The 16,345-nt window shown below is 65.1% G+C and carries 10 protein-coding genes and 1 pseudogene; 7 read left to right on the top strand and 4 right to left on the bottom strand.

Annotation, left to right across the window (positions count from 1 at the left end; all coding sequences use genetic code 11):
• Window positions 1–660: 660 nt before the first annotated feature.
• Both ABZ880_RS53990 and ABZ880_RS53985 read left to right on the top strand, forming a co-directional pair.
• Window positions 661–915, top strand: a pseudogene (locus ABZ880_RS53990) (helix-turn-helix transcriptional regulator); the annotation flags it as partial.
• Window positions 916–1,164: 249 nt separating this feature from the next.
• Window positions 1,165–3,096, top strand: coding sequence for a hypothetical protein (locus ABZ880_RS53985; RefSeq protein WP_361279272.1), 1,932 nt, complete (start codon window positions 1,165–1,167; stop codon window positions 3,094–3,096).
• A gap of 619 nt (window positions 3,097–3,715) precedes the next feature.
• Here ABZ880_RS53985 and ABZ880_RS53980 read toward each other — a convergent pair.
• Window positions 3,716–6,898 carry an NACHT domain-containing protein gene (locus tag ABZ880_RS53980; protein ID WP_361279268.1) on the bottom strand — a complete coding sequence of 1,061 codons (3,183 nt, stop codon included), beginning with the start codon at window positions 6,896–6,898 and terminating at the stop codon, window positions 3,716–3,718.
• Window positions 6,899–7,373: 475 nt separating this feature from the next.
• Here ABZ880_RS53980 and ABZ880_RS53975 point away from each other — a divergent pair, with 475 nt between their 5' ends.
• The 4 genes from ABZ880_RS53975 to ABZ880_RS53960 all read left to right on the top strand — a co-directional run bounded on the left by ABZ880_RS53975 (window position 7,374) and on the right by ABZ880_RS53960 (window position 11,939).
• Window positions 7,374–9,242 (top strand): hypothetical protein, encoded by a 1,869-nt coding sequence (locus ABZ880_RS53975; protein ID WP_361279266.1) that lies wholly within the window; start codon window positions 7,374–7,376, stop codon window positions 9,240–9,242.
• On the top strand, window positions 9,242–9,637 hold the full coding sequence (locus tag ABZ880_RS53970) for a hypothetical protein (protein WP_361279264.1): 396 nt from the start codon (window positions 9,242–9,244) through the stop codon (window positions 9,635–9,637). Before ABZ880_RS53975 ends, ABZ880_RS53970 begins: the two co-directional genes overlap by 1 nt.
• A 1,210-nt stretch (window positions 9,638–10,847) precedes the next feature.
• Window positions 10,848–11,189, top strand: a complete 342-nt coding sequence (locus ABZ880_RS53965) for a pentapeptide repeat-containing protein (RefSeq protein WP_361279270.1) — start codon at window positions 10,848–10,850, stop codon at window positions 11,187–11,189.
• Between the two features lie 594 nt (window positions 11,190–11,783).
• Window positions 11,784–11,939, top strand: a complete 156-nt coding sequence (locus ABZ880_RS53960; RefSeq protein WP_361279262.1) for a hypothetical protein — start codon at window positions 11,784–11,786, stop codon at window positions 11,937–11,939.
• A 52-nt stretch (window positions 11,940–11,991) separates the two neighbouring features.
• Here the strand turns inward: ABZ880_RS53960 and ABZ880_RS53955 are convergent, their stop codons facing one another.
• The gene (locus ABZ880_RS53955) at window positions 11,992–12,225 is read right to left on the bottom strand and encodes a DUF397 domain-containing protein (RefSeq protein WP_361279260.1); all 234 of its coding nucleotides are present in this window, start codon (window positions 12,223–12,225) and stop codon (window positions 11,992–11,994) included.
• Window positions 12,226–12,274: 49 nt separating this feature from the next.
• Window positions 12,275–14,122: a hypothetical protein gene (locus ABZ880_RS53950; RefSeq protein WP_361279257.1), complete on the bottom strand. Its 1,848-nt coding sequence runs from the start codon at window positions 14,120–14,122 to the stop codon at window positions 12,275–12,277.
• 670 nt (window positions 14,123–14,792) lie between these two features.
• Between ABZ880_RS53950 and ABZ880_RS53945 the strand changes: the two genes are divergently transcribed.
• Window positions 14,793–15,626 (top strand): IS5 family transposase, encoded by an 834-nt coding sequence (locus ABZ880_RS53945; RefSeq protein ID WP_361279255.1) that lies wholly within the window; start codon window positions 14,793–14,795, stop codon window positions 15,624–15,626.
• Here the strand turns inward: ABZ880_RS53945 and ABZ880_RS53940 are convergent.
• Entirely contained in the window at window positions 15,586–16,107 is a 522-nt protein-coding gene (locus ABZ880_RS53940) for a hypothetical protein (RefSeq protein WP_361279252.1), read from the bottom strand. The genes ABZ880_RS53945 and ABZ880_RS53940 overlap by 41 nt on opposite strands.
• Window positions 16,108–16,345 lie beyond the last annotated feature (238 nt).

The following is a 16,345-nucleotide window of genomic DNA, read 5'->3' as shown; positions in this document are numbered from 1 at the left end:
ACCCGCTACGACAAGACCGCCGAGTCCTACCAAGCAGCCGTCACCCTCGCATCGCTGCTGATGTGGGCGTGACATTTGAAGACAACTCCTAGGCGCTGCGCGCCCGGCGCGGCGTCTTGCCGCCTTCTTCGTGGTCCTCTTTGCGGTCCCATCTGCCGGCGCAGCCTTCCCAGGGTCGAGTCCTGGCGTAGCCCCGCCGAGGGAGCCCCCGAACTGCGGAAACCGCTGAGCGGAGCTGGTGCCCTTCGTGCCCTGAGGCGATCTTTCGAGTGGAATCGAAACTGAGCGACTTGATCTTGCTGTGACCTTGGTTCTCGGGCTCTGAATGCCAAGAGAAAGGGCCCCGCCGAGTGGCGGGGCCCTTGGGTGCTTGTCAGCAAGCCGCTCAGGAGAACATTGGTGCCAGCGCAGACGTGACGACTGCTGCGAGAGTCAGCACTCCGGCGAAAGTGACTGCGGCGCGAGAGAGGGCGGCGGGATAGCTGGCGCCATCGAGACGGGCGAGCATGCCCGCAGCCGCTGATACCAGCAGCGCCGTGAGAACCACCATGGTGGCGCTGAGGAGTACAAGGACAGGACGGAACACGACAGCTCCTTGGTTGTGTGGCTGCTTACGCGTCCTGAAGGTTCAGGAAAAGGTGTGCGTCGGGTTCCGCCCGGATGAAGATGAACATCGACGGACACACGGTCAGGGGAAGATGCGTGGATGATCGCCTACCCAGCGAGCAGGGTACTGCGTGCCAAGCGCTGCGCAACAAGTTGACAGACGCACTCGCAAGCTCAGGACTGACAAAGACGCAGCTGGCTGCCCGATCAGGGGTGAGCCGCACGACGATCCATGAGGCGCTTCGATCGGATGCAGCTGCTCCTCCGTCGGCAGAGACCGTTGCTTCCCTGGCTCGGGCGTTGGGGCTGCCGGTCGAGCCGCTATTGCAGCTGCGGCGGGTGGCTGCTGAGGGTGGGCCTGGTCTCGGCAAGGAGGCCGGCGTGCTAGGTCGGCCAGTCAGGGAATGGGACCCGCACGATCTCGAAGTTCACCCTGCAGGTGCTGCTCCTGGGCAGGGGGCAGACTCTGGTCGGCGGGTACTTCCCGGCTATGTCGCACGTGCTCATGACGAGGCTCTGGCTCATGTAGTGGAGGATGTGCGGGCTGGACACAGCCGCATGACGGTTCTGGTGGGGACATCCTCGACCGGCAAAACCAGAGCATGCTGGGAAGCGATTCAGGCACTCGCGGATGACGGATGGCGGCTGTGGCATCCTTTCGATCCCACGCGAGCCGAGGCCGCGCTCGATGACCTCGAGCGGGTTCGACCGTACACCGTCGTCTGGCTCAACGAGGTTCAGCACTATCTTGGGCATCTGCAGCTTGGTGAACGTATCGCGGCTGGCCTGCATAGCTTGCTCACAGACGCCAGATGCCAACCAGTTCTCATCCTGGGGACGCTTTGGCCTGAGTATCACCGCCAGTACACCGCCCTCCCTGAATATCCTGGCGGCCCCGACCCGCACAGCCGGGCGCGGGAACTGCTCGCCGGGCGCACTCTCGTCGTTCCCGAACATTTTGACCACGCTGCATTGCGCAGGGCGGCAGATCTTGCTGAAAAGGGCGACCAGTTGTTGGCTGGCTCACTTACGCGTGCTGCGGTCGACGGACGCGTCACGCAGGATCTCGCGGGCGCCCCCGAGTTGCTTTTGCGCTTTGAAAGCAGTACTCCGGCGGCAAAGGCTGTGCTGGAAGTGGCGATGGACGCACGCCGCCTTGGTCTAGGTCTTTCTTTGCCACAGGCATTTCTCATCGACGCCGCCATCGATTACTTCAGTGAGCATGACTTTGAGCAGCTCACCGAGGACTGGGCAGAGGCAGCTTTTGCGGAACTCGCACGGCCTGTTCATGGCAAGCAAGCGCCCTTGAATCGCACCGGTTCGCGCCCTAAGCGGAGGTCGCCCAGCCAACGGACAGCATCCGGATCTCCGGGCTCTGCGGCTGGTCCCATGTTCCGGCTTGCCGACTACCTGGAGCAACACGGGCGCGCCATGCGCCGACGGTTATGTCCGCCAGCGTCGTTCTGGGACGCAGCCTATACGCACGTCACCAGGGTCGATGAACTTAAGAATCTCATGGAAGCTGCGAAGAGCCGGTTCCGCTTGCAGTGGGCTCACCACCTGGAGCATGCGGCCAAGGCAGCAGAGCAGAAACGAAACCTGTCCCGAAGTCGCACGATACGGCGCCCAGCCGCAGGTGTCGCAAACCCTACCGAAATTATTCTTCAGGCGCGCCGCCGGGAGCAAGCGGGAGATATAGCGGGTGCCGACGTCCTCTATCGGAGCGCTGGCGTACGTGCGCTCAGCGACTTGACTAAATTGCGGGACCGCGAGGGAGACCGAGAGGGAGCTGAGGCGGCCGCGCGCAGCGCTGCTAAAGCTGGTAACACATCTGTGCTGTGCTGGCTCGCTCACATGCGAGAAAAGGCAGGGGATCGGGCGAGTGCCAATGCCTTGAGGCAAGAGGCCGCTAATGCAGGAAATCCCTTTGCCCTTAGTGATCTTGCGCGGAAACTGGAGCGCGAGGGAGACCCCAACGGAGCTGAATCGCTTGCCCACCGTGCCGCTAATGCAGGCGACGGCTACGCCCTACGCGACATAGTACGAAAGCGGGAGCGTGCTGGCGACCGACAGGGAGCCGAGGGGTTGGCTGACCGTGCAGCCGCTGTCGGAGTCACAGAGCCCATGCGTGACTTGGCTGAAATGCGGGAGGGCGCCGGCAACCGGGAAAGCGCGGATTCCCTGGCCCGGCGGGCCGCTTTGGCGGGAGACCTTCTGGCGCTAAGGCGGCTGGCGAACATGCGGCAGACGGCTGGGGACTTGAGAAGTGCCGAACATCTATATGGGCAGGCTGCTGGCCATGGCGATGACTATTCGTTGCTCGAATTGGCGCGGATTCGAGAACGATTCGGAGATAGAGAGATTGCTGAACAATACTATCGACTGGCCGCCGACGCGGGTGCCCTCTTCGGAAAAGACACAAGAGACTTAACGCGTTTGTGGCCTTATGGACTTGACCCGGACGGTACACCGACGCCCGTTTGGGGTTGAGCCTCTGAAAGGGCTGACACTCAGTCTGGTGAATTTGACTTTGGGCCATGTTCTTCGAGCCTCGCTCGTTCGGTCCCCAGAATGGGGGCCTCAAGTCGCGCAGCCAATTGCCCACCCAAACGGTGTCGCTGGCCATCCCGCGGCCAGCGTGACGCGACGTGCCGCTATCGGCGTGAAGATGGGGGCAAGCCGCGCCGCCTCGACGGCGCGGCTCCGTCGGTTAGGAGGCCCCGATTCCCCCAGGTGTCCCCGGGAGCGTCAGGCGCCGGAAGAACCGCAGGCAATGAGCGGTGGGCGGAGCCCGCTGTAAATCTGCTCTTGTCGTTGCTGGGTCGGAGCCGAGATGTTTCGGGCACGCGCCGCGAGGCCGATGATCCGGGTGTGGGGCAGTACGGCTCGCCGCCGCAGGGCTGGCCACGGTCCTGGCGGTGTACGTGGGCTACACGCAGCCCGCGCTCATCCCGGCCCTCGCACTCGGCACCGGCGTCTAGGTCGCCCTATGCGCCTTCCTCAAGATGTGACGACCGGCAACTGGGCCTGGCTGCTTCGAGGTTGCGTCGTGATCATAGGGGCCGATCCTGCTGAGAACCTCGGGTTGCGTCCGGCCGAGGTTCAGGGCCTAGATGCCGAAGGGGACCAGGTTCCACACTCGCACGGTGCCATCCCCGCTGGCGGTGACCAGTCGATGGCCATCAGTGCTGAAGTCCGCAGTGGCGATCACGTCGTTATGTCCTCTCAGCGTCGCCAGTTTGTCCGGTGTGCTTTGCTCGATGCTCCAAAGGAGAATGTCCTGCGCCTGTTCGCCCACGGCGGCCACGAGGGGCCGCGTCGGATGGAATCGGACCGTACATACGTCTCCCGGAATGCCTGGGCCACGGCTACGGCGCCATGGGCCTGCCGGCGTGCGTCGCCAGAGTCTGGCATCGTGCCCGAGGACCATAAGCGAGTCTTGGGCGTGGGCAGCAACGATGTCGGGACAGGAGGCGTCGATGATGTCGGCCTCGGGACCGGCATCCAATAGGAGACGCGGCTGCTTCGCGAAGGACGGCGGTGTGTACTGCCACACGCGGTTTGCGTCGTCCAAGACAGCGAGGCTCCCGTCATGAAGGAAATCCACTGCCACCATCGAATTGATGATCTGTTTCTGGGCAACGTCGCGGGGATGAGCCACCTGTGTGTAGCGATCACCCTGCACCTGCCACACGTAGAAGCCGTACGACAGGCCCACTAGATATTCACCTTCGCGGCTAAATAGCACGACAAGATCCGTCTTCGAGGCATCGACCTTGTTACCGGTCAGAATCGTGCTCCACGTCCTGTCGTCCACGTCCCATACAGCCACGCCACTTTCATTGCTCACGACCAAGTGGCCAGTACCTGGGTGAAAGACGAGGTCTGGGGGAGCGTACCCGCTTTGCCTTGGGATCAGCAGGTCACCTGAACCACGCTTGCCTCTCCCGTTCCAGATCCATACCGAGCCGTCTTCGGCACCACAGGCGATCCGGCGTCCCTCAGATCCGAAAACCGCTGTATAGACCGGCACTTCGCCCGGCGTAGCGAACACCGCCTCGCTTTCATCCCGATAGCTCCCCCGCGCACCAACGACAGCCGCGACCGCGACGGCCCCTCCAACCGCCAACACTGCCCGCCGTCGTATAGTTGCGCTCGCCGGTTCGGTAGCCCGCTGTACCTCGCCATACACCGGCTCGCCGGCCAGTGCCTCCTGCAGCCGAATATGTCGGAACTGATAGGTCCCCCCTGACTGCCGCAGCAACTCCCGCTTCCTGGCGTCGGCGAGGAAGGCCATGAGCCGCCACGGCAGCCTGCCACGGGCGGCAAGGTATATCCGGGTCAGCAGGAAGTGCGGCCATGCGCGGGCCATCAGGACGAGTAGACCAAAGAACATACCGGGGAGCAGTGCAGCTACACCGATCAGAGAAAGACGGTTGCTGAACTTACCGGTCGTCTGGTCCCACTGGTGACCGGCCAGCAACGAGACATTCCCCTTTCCCGGCCAGCCCTGCCAGCCGGTGAGTTCCCGGTAGAGCAAGTCCCCTGCGAGAAGGCCGGTGTACCAGCCGGCCAATCCTGTCACGGCGACCACGAGGCTGGCGGTGAATGCACCTGCTAGGGCTGAACGCCGGTCCTGTGAGAGCGAGTTCAGAGGACTCACTTGTGCGGCTCGAGATGGCGGCGCGTCCAGCCAGCTGTGCGCAGCAAGGGCCAGTCCGGCGACCACGGACAGGGCGAGGACCAAGCCCGCCCCTTCAGCGTAGAGCTCCGTCGCCCGGGGGGTTCCATACACGGGAGTTTGGGGGCTGAAAACGCGGACGACGGTGAGGCCGATGATCAGTGGTGTCACGGAGAGTGCCGACAGGGCGGCTCCGCTGCGGAAGCCGCGGAGCAGTCGGCCCGCCGAGCCGTGCAGCGTCAGAGACAGGCGCCCAGGGGCACGGGCCGTGGAGGCATACCAGACGATCGAGTTGAACAGCGCGAAGGCACCACCGACGCAGAGCGACCCGATGATGGCGGTCCCCTTGTCGTACGAAGCGATGTTCTGGCTGACGGTGATCCAGATCAGAGAGGCACAGACCAGCAGGGCCCCGATGGCGATGCCCGTCACCGGTCCTGCCCAGCGGGGCAGCAGACGCGCGTTCATCCGCCACCATGCCAGGTCGCGTTCGCGCTCATCGTGGAGATGGCGGGCAAGAAGAGTGAGCCATCTGCGGGCCTGGTCGGCCGTCCAGCCCGTCTGCGGCGCTTGACCCTCGGGCAGCCCGGGGTCGGGCGCATAAGCAGCGTCGATCAGACCGCTGGTGAGGTGTTCCTCCACGGCGAATCGGCAGTCGAATCGCTCCTCAACCAGGAGCTCCCCGGGGTCTCCGCCACGTTGGTACACGAGTCGGGCCGACGTCACCATGAGCGGGGTCGACAGCGCGCCCGCCAGAAGGCCGTCGGGATCCCTGCGCAGGTGGGCGAAGACCGGAGTCCAATCGGTGGTCGGCGGCCAGTCAACGTCTTGGAGATAGGCGATGACGTCCTCGGCGGGTACGGGCGAGACCTCAACCACGGGTGCCCAACGCAGGGTCGGGGCACCGCCGCGGATCAAGTCCTCGTACTCGGTGGCCCGGCACGTGACTACGATGGGCCGTTCGCCGCCGATGGCATGGTTGATGCCGCGAATGGCGCCGCGCCGCGCCGACTCGGGGATCTCGTCCAGGCCGTCGAGCACAGGTAGTAGCAAGCCTTGTGTGAGCAGCGCTCGCGGGATCTCTGGGCGACCGTTGTAGTAGGGGACGGCGAGTGTGCGCACGATCCAGTCGTCGAGGCGTTCGCGCACCGGATCCCAGGTGGACACGGGCAACACGACCGGGACCTGGCCGCGCGGCTGGCGCGCATCCAAGAGGCCCAACGTCAGCAGGATCGCCAGCACCGTCTTGCCTGCGCCGGGCTCACCGATGACGACGAGGCGCCTCTGGGGCAGTTGGTCGTACCCTGCGGCCAGTTCACTAGTCACCGCGTCGAAACGGCCCTGAAGCCTGCCGCCCAGGTGTACCCGCATCACCCTGCCGCCCACTCCGCGTGGTGCATCGGCGACCGGGCGAGTCGTGGTCGCCCAGGTGAGCGACAGCACCCCCGGATCACGCAGCCGCCTGGCCTCGGCCTCCTCCAGCCACTGACCCTTGAGAGTCCGGGCTAGATCGTCAGCGTAGGCGATCGGATCCGGCTCGGACGGATCCTGCCGATAGAAGTCGACCAAAGCGACGAGCAGCGAGGCAATCCCCACAAAGAGTCCGCCCACTCCGGCCACACCGTCAGCTGGCCCACCCAGCATCAACCACAAGGCAAGACCGACCGCCCCCGCCCCAACGGCGGCCAAGAGCCCGTCGCGGACGAGGCGTCGACGCGCACGCGCCCGTCGCAACGGCCCCCGAAGCACACAGGCATTATCGGCGCAGGCGTTTCTCGGCGTCTCTCCGACAGTTGGCGTAAAGAGAGCGCCGAAGAGCGCTCAGGCAGCCTCCGGGATTCGTGCGAACGGAAGCAGACTCTCCCCGACACGGAGAATGCCCTGTCCTGAACGCCAAGACATGGGGTGACCGGGCGACTACATCCGACACGCTGGATGCGGCAGTGGGTGCCCCAAGATGCTCCGCTGCAGGTCAACGCCGTCTGAACCTCGTCAGCTAACCATGCCGGAGCCATGCGCCTCAGTGCCGCAGCACAGGCACGAGCTCTTCTGAAGGAGCGGAATTCAGTCAATCCCTGCTCTCTGCATGGAGGTTGAGCGCATTGGCGCGTTTGCGATCTGGTGGTTTTCGGAGTTCACCGTGATGATGCCCGCCGGATCGGCGAACGGGGGCGGCATGGCGTTGGGGTGGGGGATGCGGGCCCAGGGACGGGCCGGGGGAGGGATGGTCGAGGGGCCTGCGGTGCCGATTCAGGTCGACTCCACGACCTCAAGTGCGGACCGTGCCGACGAGGTGGACCCAACCTTTTCTGAGGTGACCAGGCTGCTGTGCCTAGCCGTCTACGCGCGTCCTGACCGAGTGGAAGCGGTCAAGGGGTGGTGGCGCAAGTTTCGGGGCAAGGGCAAGAAGCCGAACAAGCCTCGACGCAGCACCCGTAGACGCATCTACCTGGAGGGCAGTGACGACTGCCCGCCGCTGGGCGAGCCTGTGGCGCAGTGGGTGGTGGACCACGTGCTGCATGGGCCGCCGCTGCCTGTTCCGTCGTACGGATTCGACCTCGTACCCGTGATGGCGCACAGCTTGCGTGCCCGGCGACGTCGGTGGGCTCGGCGCTTGGCGGTTCTGTTCCTGGCTGCTCTCGCGATGTACATGGCACCGCGGGCGGCCATTGTCTGGGTAGTGGTCGCCCTGGTGGCTCTCTTGATGCGGTGGGCCGCGCACCGGGCGATGCGCAAGGGAAGAGAGTCGCGGCTGGCGAGTTCGCCCCGGGTGGCGTATCTCGTGCTGTGCATCCCGTGGGTGCTCGCGGTTGTTCCGTACGAGCCGGTCGGCGGCGAGGTCGTCGCTCTGCGGATCGGGCTTCTCGCATTGCCGTTCGCGCTGCTGGTCGGAGCCGCGCTGGTGTGTGTTGGTGACAGGCTTGCGGCGCGGGTGGCGCTGGCCCGGCTTGTCCAGGATGGTGTGTCGTCCGATGGGCTGCCATGGTCCGCCCCGAAGGGCGCTCGCCGGATGGCACACGTAGGCAACGAACAGACGAGGCGGGAGTTGCCGTACGACGAGCCCGAGTACTTCGTGGGAGCCGGCCGCGACGTGTGGGGGCCCGCCGACATCGACATCCCTTTGAAGCCGAAGGACCCAGAGGAGTCGGTCAAGTCGTTCGGAGAGGCAGAGCTATTGCGGCGGATGGGCGGGGCGCTGCGGGAGCTGGGGCGCGGAGCCCGGGAGATCACTGATCCGTTGCCTGGCTTCTCCGTAACGGAGGTGAAGGGTCTGCCGTCGGCGCTGTGGCTGCGGCGAACCCGCGCGGAGAAGCTGGAGCTGCCGGACCTGCGAGGCCGGGGGCGCCGGTCACCGTCCAGCGTGCCGGACCGGTTGTATCTGCGGGCCCAGTGTGTCAGCTGGGACGGCCAGGTCGTGGTCAGTGTTTTCGTGCACGCCGCGCTGGAGGCGGGCGAACTGCGGCTGACCGTGCGTCCACACGTGATGACGCCCCTTTACAACGAGCTGCGGGTGACCGATGCGCCCGTCGCCAAGCGTGGGACACGGCTGCTGGGTTGGGTGGTAACGCAGTCGCTCTTGGACGCCGTTGCGGGCCCCCTCGCGTTGTGGCGCTTCGTGGCGCGGCTTGGGCTCGGTGAGCAGGCCGAGGACGGCCGTGCTGAGGAAAAGGATCCGGTCAGCCTGCGTGATCGATACTCCAGTGAAGAAGTCACCGACATGCACCAGAGCGACGACGCGAAAAGGCACGTCGTGTTGATGCAGACCTGCATCTTTCGGACCGTCGCCGAGTATCTCGACGATCTGGGCGTGGACACTGCCCCGTACGAGCGCCAGGTGGCCGCGGTCATCACGAACATCCAGGTGTACGGCGACAACAACGCACCCATCCAGAACGTCGCGGGCAGCGACATTCGCGGGGTCGGCCAGAGCAACGGCAATCAGGGAGGCAAGTGATGATGGTGGGACGGCGTCGCCCCGATCCGGAGCAGGGACAGGGCTCGGGTATCAGCATCGGTGGCAACAACAACGCCCCGAATCAGAACGTCGTGGGGCAGAACATCTCCCACGTGTACCAGTCCGCGTCTGTCCAGGGCGCCGTCGATGTCGAGGCCGTACGAGACCTCCTCACCTCATTCCGCGCCGAGGTGGAGCGCAACGAGGCGGGCCTGGCCAGCGCGGCGGTCCTGCGTGCCATGGCGGACACCGTCGACACCTCGCTGGCCGCGCCCGACGCCCAGGTCGGCGTCCTTCGAGGGATCGCCCAGGCACTTCCCGCCCTGGTGGCGGGAACCGTGGTTCAGCACGGTGGTGATGCTCTGGCCAACGCCATTGCCGGATGGCTGAGTTGAGTCGTCGAACGCTACTCAGAGGCCACGGCGGGAACGGGATGAGCAGTTCCGGCTGTCGCCTGGGCGTGCGCGGATACGGTGCTGCAACCAGTCGGGGAGGCGTCACACATGGACGAAATGACCTTCGCCGGGACGACAGTGATCGCGGCCTAGTGGGAGGCATAACAGGAGGCCTTCGCTAGGGCATGTCGCGGTACGAGGTGGAGCAGGCCGTCAAGAAGGCCGTGCGGCATGCGGAGCCGCAGGGCTGACGGCGCTAAGGCTCGTCAGGCCAGACGGCCAGGAGGCAGGCTTCGGTCTCGTCGCCCAGGGTGAGGCGGGCGCCGGGGATGGCGCCGTACTGGCGCGGTGGCGCGATGTCCGGGTCGGCTCCTCGTACAGCAGGAGGATCGGCAAGTGACCGATTCTGGCGTGGTTTTGGGACCCAGTGGGCATCAACCTTCGCGGGGAGGGGCGATGCGCTGGAGAGGTCAAAGAAGCGAGCAGCGGCAAGTGTCGATCCGTTCCAATCGCCAGAGGGCCGGAAAGGCGAGGCGCAGGGCCAGGGAACGGGGCAGAGATTCACGGCTGGCTACGGCTGCCGCTGTCGTGGCAGTTGTAGGCGGCATTGTTGGGTTGTTGACGTCAGGAGCGGGAACCCTTTACGGGGCTCTCGTGTCGGCTGACCAGTTGCATCAGTCGCAGCAGACGTCTGAGGAAAAGAAGCGAGAACAGGCGGCTCGAGTTTCCTATTGGGTGGAGAGACCTCCGGTCCGGCCAGCCGAGTACAGCTTGTATGTGATGAACAGATCGCCGGATCCTGTCTCGAACGTCTTCCTGATCTTCTGGGTCACCTTGAGAAACTCTAAGGACATCTCTTACGCGGTCGCTTTGCCAAGCGTGCCGCCGTGCTCCCAGCTGGTGATCCGGGGACAAAATCTGAAGTACTCCAAGGTTTTGGTGGACCAACACAGCTTTTTCCCCCCCCGACTATCATGTGGGCGCGGTGTCTCCGAGATTTGACGTCGAGCGGGACCTGCCGATCGACGTGGTCGAGCTTGATTTCGTCGACCGCAACGGCGCTTGGTGGATTCGTTCTGATGAAGGGCTTGCAGTTGCAGACAGGCCTCCGCGTGTGCTGGCTGGATACACCGGCTTAGTGGTCGGTCAACCCTCAATCAAGGCGGCGGGGTCATGCGGGGACTCCTCGTCCTGACGAGTCCGCCACACCATCATCCGAGTCATCCGCGAGCACCTTCAACCAGGAACAGACACCGCCTGGTCGGGCTGCAACTTTGACTTCACCGGCGCTACTTTCGACGGCGGCGACCTCGCGCGTTGCGATTTCCGCGGAACCGTATTGTTCACCGGTGCGACGTTCTCCGGCGACATCTTTACGTTCCGGGACGCGACGTTCTCGGCCGGCGCTGTGACCTTCCGGGATGCGACGTTCTCCGGCGGCACCGTGGACATGCGATCTGTCGGGTCGTGGGCTACCCCACCGTGTTTCGACGCTGGCGTGTTGGATAACCCACCCACCGGGTTGCTCCTCCCTCCTCCAATCATTGGTTGATCTCGGGGTTCTGAGCGCGCAGCCCGCTTGAACGCACTTATTGGGACATTCCGGCCCGGCGCGTTGCTTCTCGGAGGCCTGTGTTCAGTCCATACGCTACAAAGAGTGCTACGGAAAACGGGACCTGGCGGGCCCTCGGACCACAGAGGGTATGGTGCACGCGTTTCGGATCGTGCTCGTCTCGCAGTGCGCCCGGCGCCGGACTGAGCGCGGATGACCGCTGCTCAGAAGGTGCCCTCCCCGCCGCGCCGCCGACCGGCCCTGCTGGTGGGCGGTACGACGCCGCCACCGAGGCCCGCCTCGCCCAGTTCGACCGTGCGGCGACCCGCCACGTAGGGGGCAACCGGCCGGAGAGGACCCGCGACGGCTACGCCGCCGACTGGAAGGCCTGGGAGCAGTTGACCGCCGCCTCCGGCCTGCCCGACCTCGCCGTCCCCTCCGGTCCGGCATCCTGGTGCTGTTCGTCGAGTGGTGCTGGCTGGCTCAAGCCCGGCCGTGTGCCGGGCAAGCTGCTCGCCGCGTCGACCGTCGACCGCCGCCTGTCCGGGGTCGTCGTCACGGCTCGCCGCCGGCGCAAGCTGCAGCTGTCGCCGGATGTCGCCGAGGAAGCCCGCGCCCCGCTCAAGGCCAAGGAACCCGGACGCCGTAGCGGAGAAGCAGGGCGGCTGGGCCAGGCGCTCCAAGGTGATGCGCGGCAACCGCGAGGAAGACGACGGTTTCACCGAGAACGCCCTGCACGGCGTGCTGTAGCGATGTGGGGGCAATGGGCACGCCCCTTGCGCTGGTCAGGATTGGCAAAGCCTTATGAGGGCCTCTGGGTGGTCCCACCCGCGGTTTCGCTACGGAAACTAAATACACGACCAGGGTAGAGGGCCTCTCGGAAGTGTTCCCAGCCCTGTAGAGATATCCGCAAAGGTGGCCTCGTCGCGTCCTTACTATCTCGAACCCAAACAAACGGCACTGCCCAGCAAACTTCAACGCATGTCGCTCCGCTGGTTGAATAGGAGCTCTGTTGCCATGCAAGCGGTTCGCGCATTGCGTCTCCCTGGTTGGTGGGATAAGCGCCTCGTGTTGCTGCTGTCTGCTCACGGCTGTTGTCGCAGTTGACCTGCCGCATGCCTTACGCCGACTGCGACTGGATGCGTGTCCGGCAAATGAGCGCAGTCGGCTTCCAGGGCGGGGAGTCTCTGTAGCGCGTCGTGATTTCGCCCCGCCTCCATCAATAGTTGGACTACTGCCCTGCGTCGGTCCAACACGGCTATATCTTTCGGCCCCAGCATGCTGGCGCTCTGTCGTATTCCGGCTTCGAGAAGAGATAGACCCTCGTCATGAGCTCCTGATGCAAATACGCTGATGGCAAGCCCAAATTTCATACCCAGAACACTGCGATGGTTATTCCCTAGTGCCAGGGCTGCCCTATCTGTCACTTGCTCGTAGAGGCCGCGAGCCTCGGAGTAGCGGCCGCAGCGCATGGTGAAGAACGCAACCATGCTTTCTGCTATCAAGGACTCTTCGTGATCGGTACCGAACTCTTGTCGAAGGCCCTGCATCCTCTGTCGGGCGACGGCCAACCCTTCCTCGGCGGGGCGCATGGGTACGTCCGATTCATACAAAATTGCCTCGGCTTCACCGATACCTGCTTGCGCCGCACGACGCAGCGCCGGGATGGCAAGCAGGAGCTGGCCCGCTGTCACCGCGTTGAAGGCAATTGTGTAGGCCTCATAGGGCGGGGCAATTTCCATGGCTGCCACCCAGACCTGCTCAGGTATGACCTCCTGCGTGGGAAGATCTATTAAGTAATCGAAGGCTTGGCACCCATGTTCGGCATCGCCGAGCAGGAGGCTGTTCGCGCCTGCAGGCACTGTGGGGGTCAAAGCCCAGTTCAGCGCCTCCGGGAACGACTCGGGACGCAATTCCACTCCGCCACGGCGGGAAAGGTAGACTTCGTGGAGTTGCTGGAGAATCTCCGTGGGCAGAGGACGGTGGTAGCCCGCGCGGCGGGCGTCGACAGCCGCTGCAACCAGTGCAGCCCCGCGAGGATGGTGTCCTGGGACCCAGGCGTGCTGCCAGGCTTCAACTAATTCCGGGCCTGCTGCCAGCAGTTCAGCCACCCCGAAACGCTCATCGCCGGCTAGTGCGCGGAGCAACCGGGGATCGGCCGTCACGGCCCGGGCCCGTTCGCGCTCGGCATGCGTCCATCGCCGCTCGACGTGGACCACTTGGGCTTGTCTCAGTACGGCTCGGCCCTGCCGCCAGACTTCTTGCGCAGGCCCGGATACCTCCGCCTCCACACGATCCCGGTAACGGTCGTATTCGTGACTGCGCATGGTGGCCAGGACTAGCACCTGCCGGTCCTGAAGCAGCAGACAGTGCAGAGTGGAGGTGGTCAGCCCTCCCGGCCCAAGGAAACGTTCGAGGTCGTCGAGCCACACCACGCATCGGTCGAGTGCTCCCCAGTCGTCCAGAAGAACTTCTACGGCCTCACGCGTGGAGGGGGCCACGAGGTGGTAGTCAGGGTGCAGGAGGCGAATCGCCTCGAAGGCGGCTCGCGTTTTACCTGCCGTGGATTCCCCGACCAGCAAAATGAAGCCCCCGCGCCGCAGGGCAGCGTGCAGGTGCGGCTCCATGTCGCGCGTGACGTAGACCGGGACCCGGTCGATCACGCCATCCTGCTCAATCGTTTCGGCCGGGTGCACTCCAACCGCGACCGGATCATGCAGATTCCGCACCAGCGGAAAGCGCCCTCCTGGCAGGGGGATAGCCAACGCACGGGGTCGATGGCGAGTTGTTTCCGTCTGCCTCTGCCACTCCGTCTGGACGCCGACGGCAACGGCGCTCATCACAGCCGCGACCGCAGCCCCCAGCACCCCGGCCCATGCTTCTGACACCCACAGCGCGGCGAGTACTCCGATCACCGCGGTGACGACCGCCATGGCTACCAAACGCAGCCAAGGCCGGTACGGCCCCCCAGCAGCCCCCACAGTTCCCCTCCCCACTTTCGATGGCAAGGGACGCCCGGGAAGTCTTCCCTCAGGAGCCGTCACCGAACCAGTCGCCGTCAGGCTGAGCGGCCAACCAGACGGCCGGGTGGAGCGCTGCGTGCCCCATGGGGCACGCATGGGGCAAACTGCACTCGGGGATATAGGAGGCCACGTCATCGGCGATACCGCACGCGGTCTGTAAATCTGCCGACCTCACTGGGGTCGGGGCCGGGAGAGTCGCAGTAGGCTGGGAGAAATCTGGGAGAAGATCTTCCCCTCAACACCCTCGGGTGGACCGAGTCAGACCAACTCAGACCAAGGCTCTGACCTGCACATACTTATCGGGTGCTAGAAGCCGTATTTCTATCGATCATGAGGTCGGTTCTGGTCGAACAGGGTGCCTGGGTGGGTGATCTTGGCCAGGTAGGCGCATGAAAGCAGGACCTCCGGTGCAGCACGAGGGTTGCGAAGCCAACTCGAGTGCAGGGAGGTCCTGTTGTCCCAGTCTTGCGTGCCGGTCCCGGTCCCGTCCAACTCGGGTGTGTCGGTGTGCGATTGCCTCGCTCACCGGTTCGGGAACGCGGCCGATCGTCCGAACAGGGTGCGGCGGTATCCGTCGGACATGACGGATGCGGAGTGGACGGTGGTGCGGGATGCGCTGCCGGTGCCGGCCTGGCTGGAGGGCCGGGGCGGGCAACCGGAGGGCTACTGCCACCGGCAGATGTTGGATGCGGTCTTCTACGTCACCGACAACGGGATCAAGTGGCGTTCGGTTCCTGCCGACTTCCCCGCGTGGGATCGCGTCTATGCCTTCTTCCGCAGGTGGCGGGAGAATGGCCTGGTCGGGGAACTGCACGACCGGCTGCGTGGCAAGGTCCGTACGGCCGAGGGCCGGCAGGTGGAGCCGACTGCGGCGATCATCGATTCGCAGTCGGTCAAGGGTGCCGCCTCGGTGCCCGCCGCCTCACGCGGCTACGACGGCGGGAAGAAGATCAACGGCAGGCGTCGGCACGTCATCACCGACTGCCTCGGCCTCATCCTGATGGTCCTGGTCACCGCCGGAGACGTCACCGATCGCCGGGCCGCCCGGGCCCTGCTGCCCGGGCTGCGTGCACGGTTCAGGAAGGTCACCCTGGTCTGGGCCGACGGCGGATACACCGGCCGACTCGTCACCTTGGCGAAGGAGAAACTGCAGCTCACCTTGCAGATCGTCAAACGCAGTGACGACATGACGGGGTTCGTGGTCCTGCCGAGACGGTGGGTGGTGGAACGCACATTGGGGTGGTTGTTGCGCACGAGGCGACTGGCCCGGGACTACGAGACGCTGCCCGCATCCAGCGAGGCGTTCATCTACTTCTCGGCGAGCATGCTCATGGCCCGCCGCCTGGCCCGCACGACGGCCGCCGGCCAGACCCTCAGGACGCAGCCTCCGGCGCAGACGGCACTCGCGGCGTGAACCGGCCCGACGGCGAGGAGGCCAGCCAGCCACGCTCGACCAGCCGCTTCGCCTTCGACCGCACCCCCTCGATCTTCGCCGGCACCAACTCGAGCCCGAGCCGGTCCGTCATCTCCTTCGCCATCAACCCCTCACTGCCCTCGGGGAGTTCGACCTCCAACAGTTCCACGATCCGCCGGTAATCCGGCGCGAGCACCTCAGCCGTCGCCCCCTCCCGCCGCCGCGGCACGATCGACCCCGCGACCGGGACCTTCACCACCTCAGCCGCCGGCTCCGGCACCTCCAGCACGGCCTCGTCTGCCGCGTCACCCGGGCCGGCCAGCGCCTCGGCCAACTCTGCCTTCGCGATCAACCGGCGTTCCAGCACCCCCTCGGCCGCGGCGAGTTCGGCCAGGACCCGGTCCGCTTCCGCCTGGAGCTCCTCCACCCGCACCCGGGCGGCGGCCTCCCGCACCTCCAGCAACCCCATGACCGACGCCACTGGACACCTCCGCATCGTCGAGAAACGAACTGATCACCCGAACGCTCCCACGACGACACCGAAACCATTCCCGACCAGCGGAAACCCAGTGATCACATCCGGAAAGACAACGGCTTCTAGATGGAGATCTTGCTCTGACCTTATTCGGGACGAAGAGGTCGTGGGTTCAAATCCCGCCACCCCGACAGGATGTAACAAGTCGAAGGACCCTCACTGAAACAGTGAGGGTCCTTCGCTG

It is taken from the genome of Streptomyces sp. NPDC047043 (assembly GCF_040644055.1).
Classification (GTDB): Bacteria; Actinomycetota; Actinomycetes; order Streptomycetales; family Streptomycetaceae; genus Streptomyces.
This window is presented reverse-complemented; position numbering and strand designations above follow the sequence as displayed.

Coding starts and splice junctions, on each gene's coding strand:
- ABZ880_RS53985 (WP_361279272.1), top strand. CDS start 1,165: ATGACGGTTCTGGTGGGGACATCCTCGACCGGCAAAACCAGAGCATGC.
- ABZ880_RS53975 (WP_361279266.1), top strand. CDS start 7,374: ATGGAGGTTGAGCGCATTGGCGCGTTTGCGATCTGGTGGTTTTCGGAG.
- ABZ880_RS53970 (WP_361279264.1), top strand. CDS start 9,242: ATGATGGTGGGACGGCGTCGCCCCGATCCGGAGCAGGGACAGGGCTCG.
- ABZ880_RS53960 (WP_361279262.1), top strand. CDS start 11,784: ATGTCGCCGAGGAAGCCCGCGCCCCGCTCAAGGCCAAGGAACCCGGAC.
- ABZ880_RS53955 (WP_361279260.1), bottom strand. CDS start 12,225: ATGCGCGAACCGCTTGCATGGCAACAGAGCTCCTATTCAACCAGCGGA.
- ABZ880_RS53950 (WP_361279257.1), bottom strand. CDS start 14,122: ATGGCGGTCGTCACCGCGGTGATCGGAGTACTCGCCGCGCTGTGGGTG.
- ABZ880_RS53945 (WP_361279255.1), top strand. CDS start 14,793: ATGACGGATGCGGAGTGGACGGTGGTGCGGGATGCGCTGCCGGTGCCG.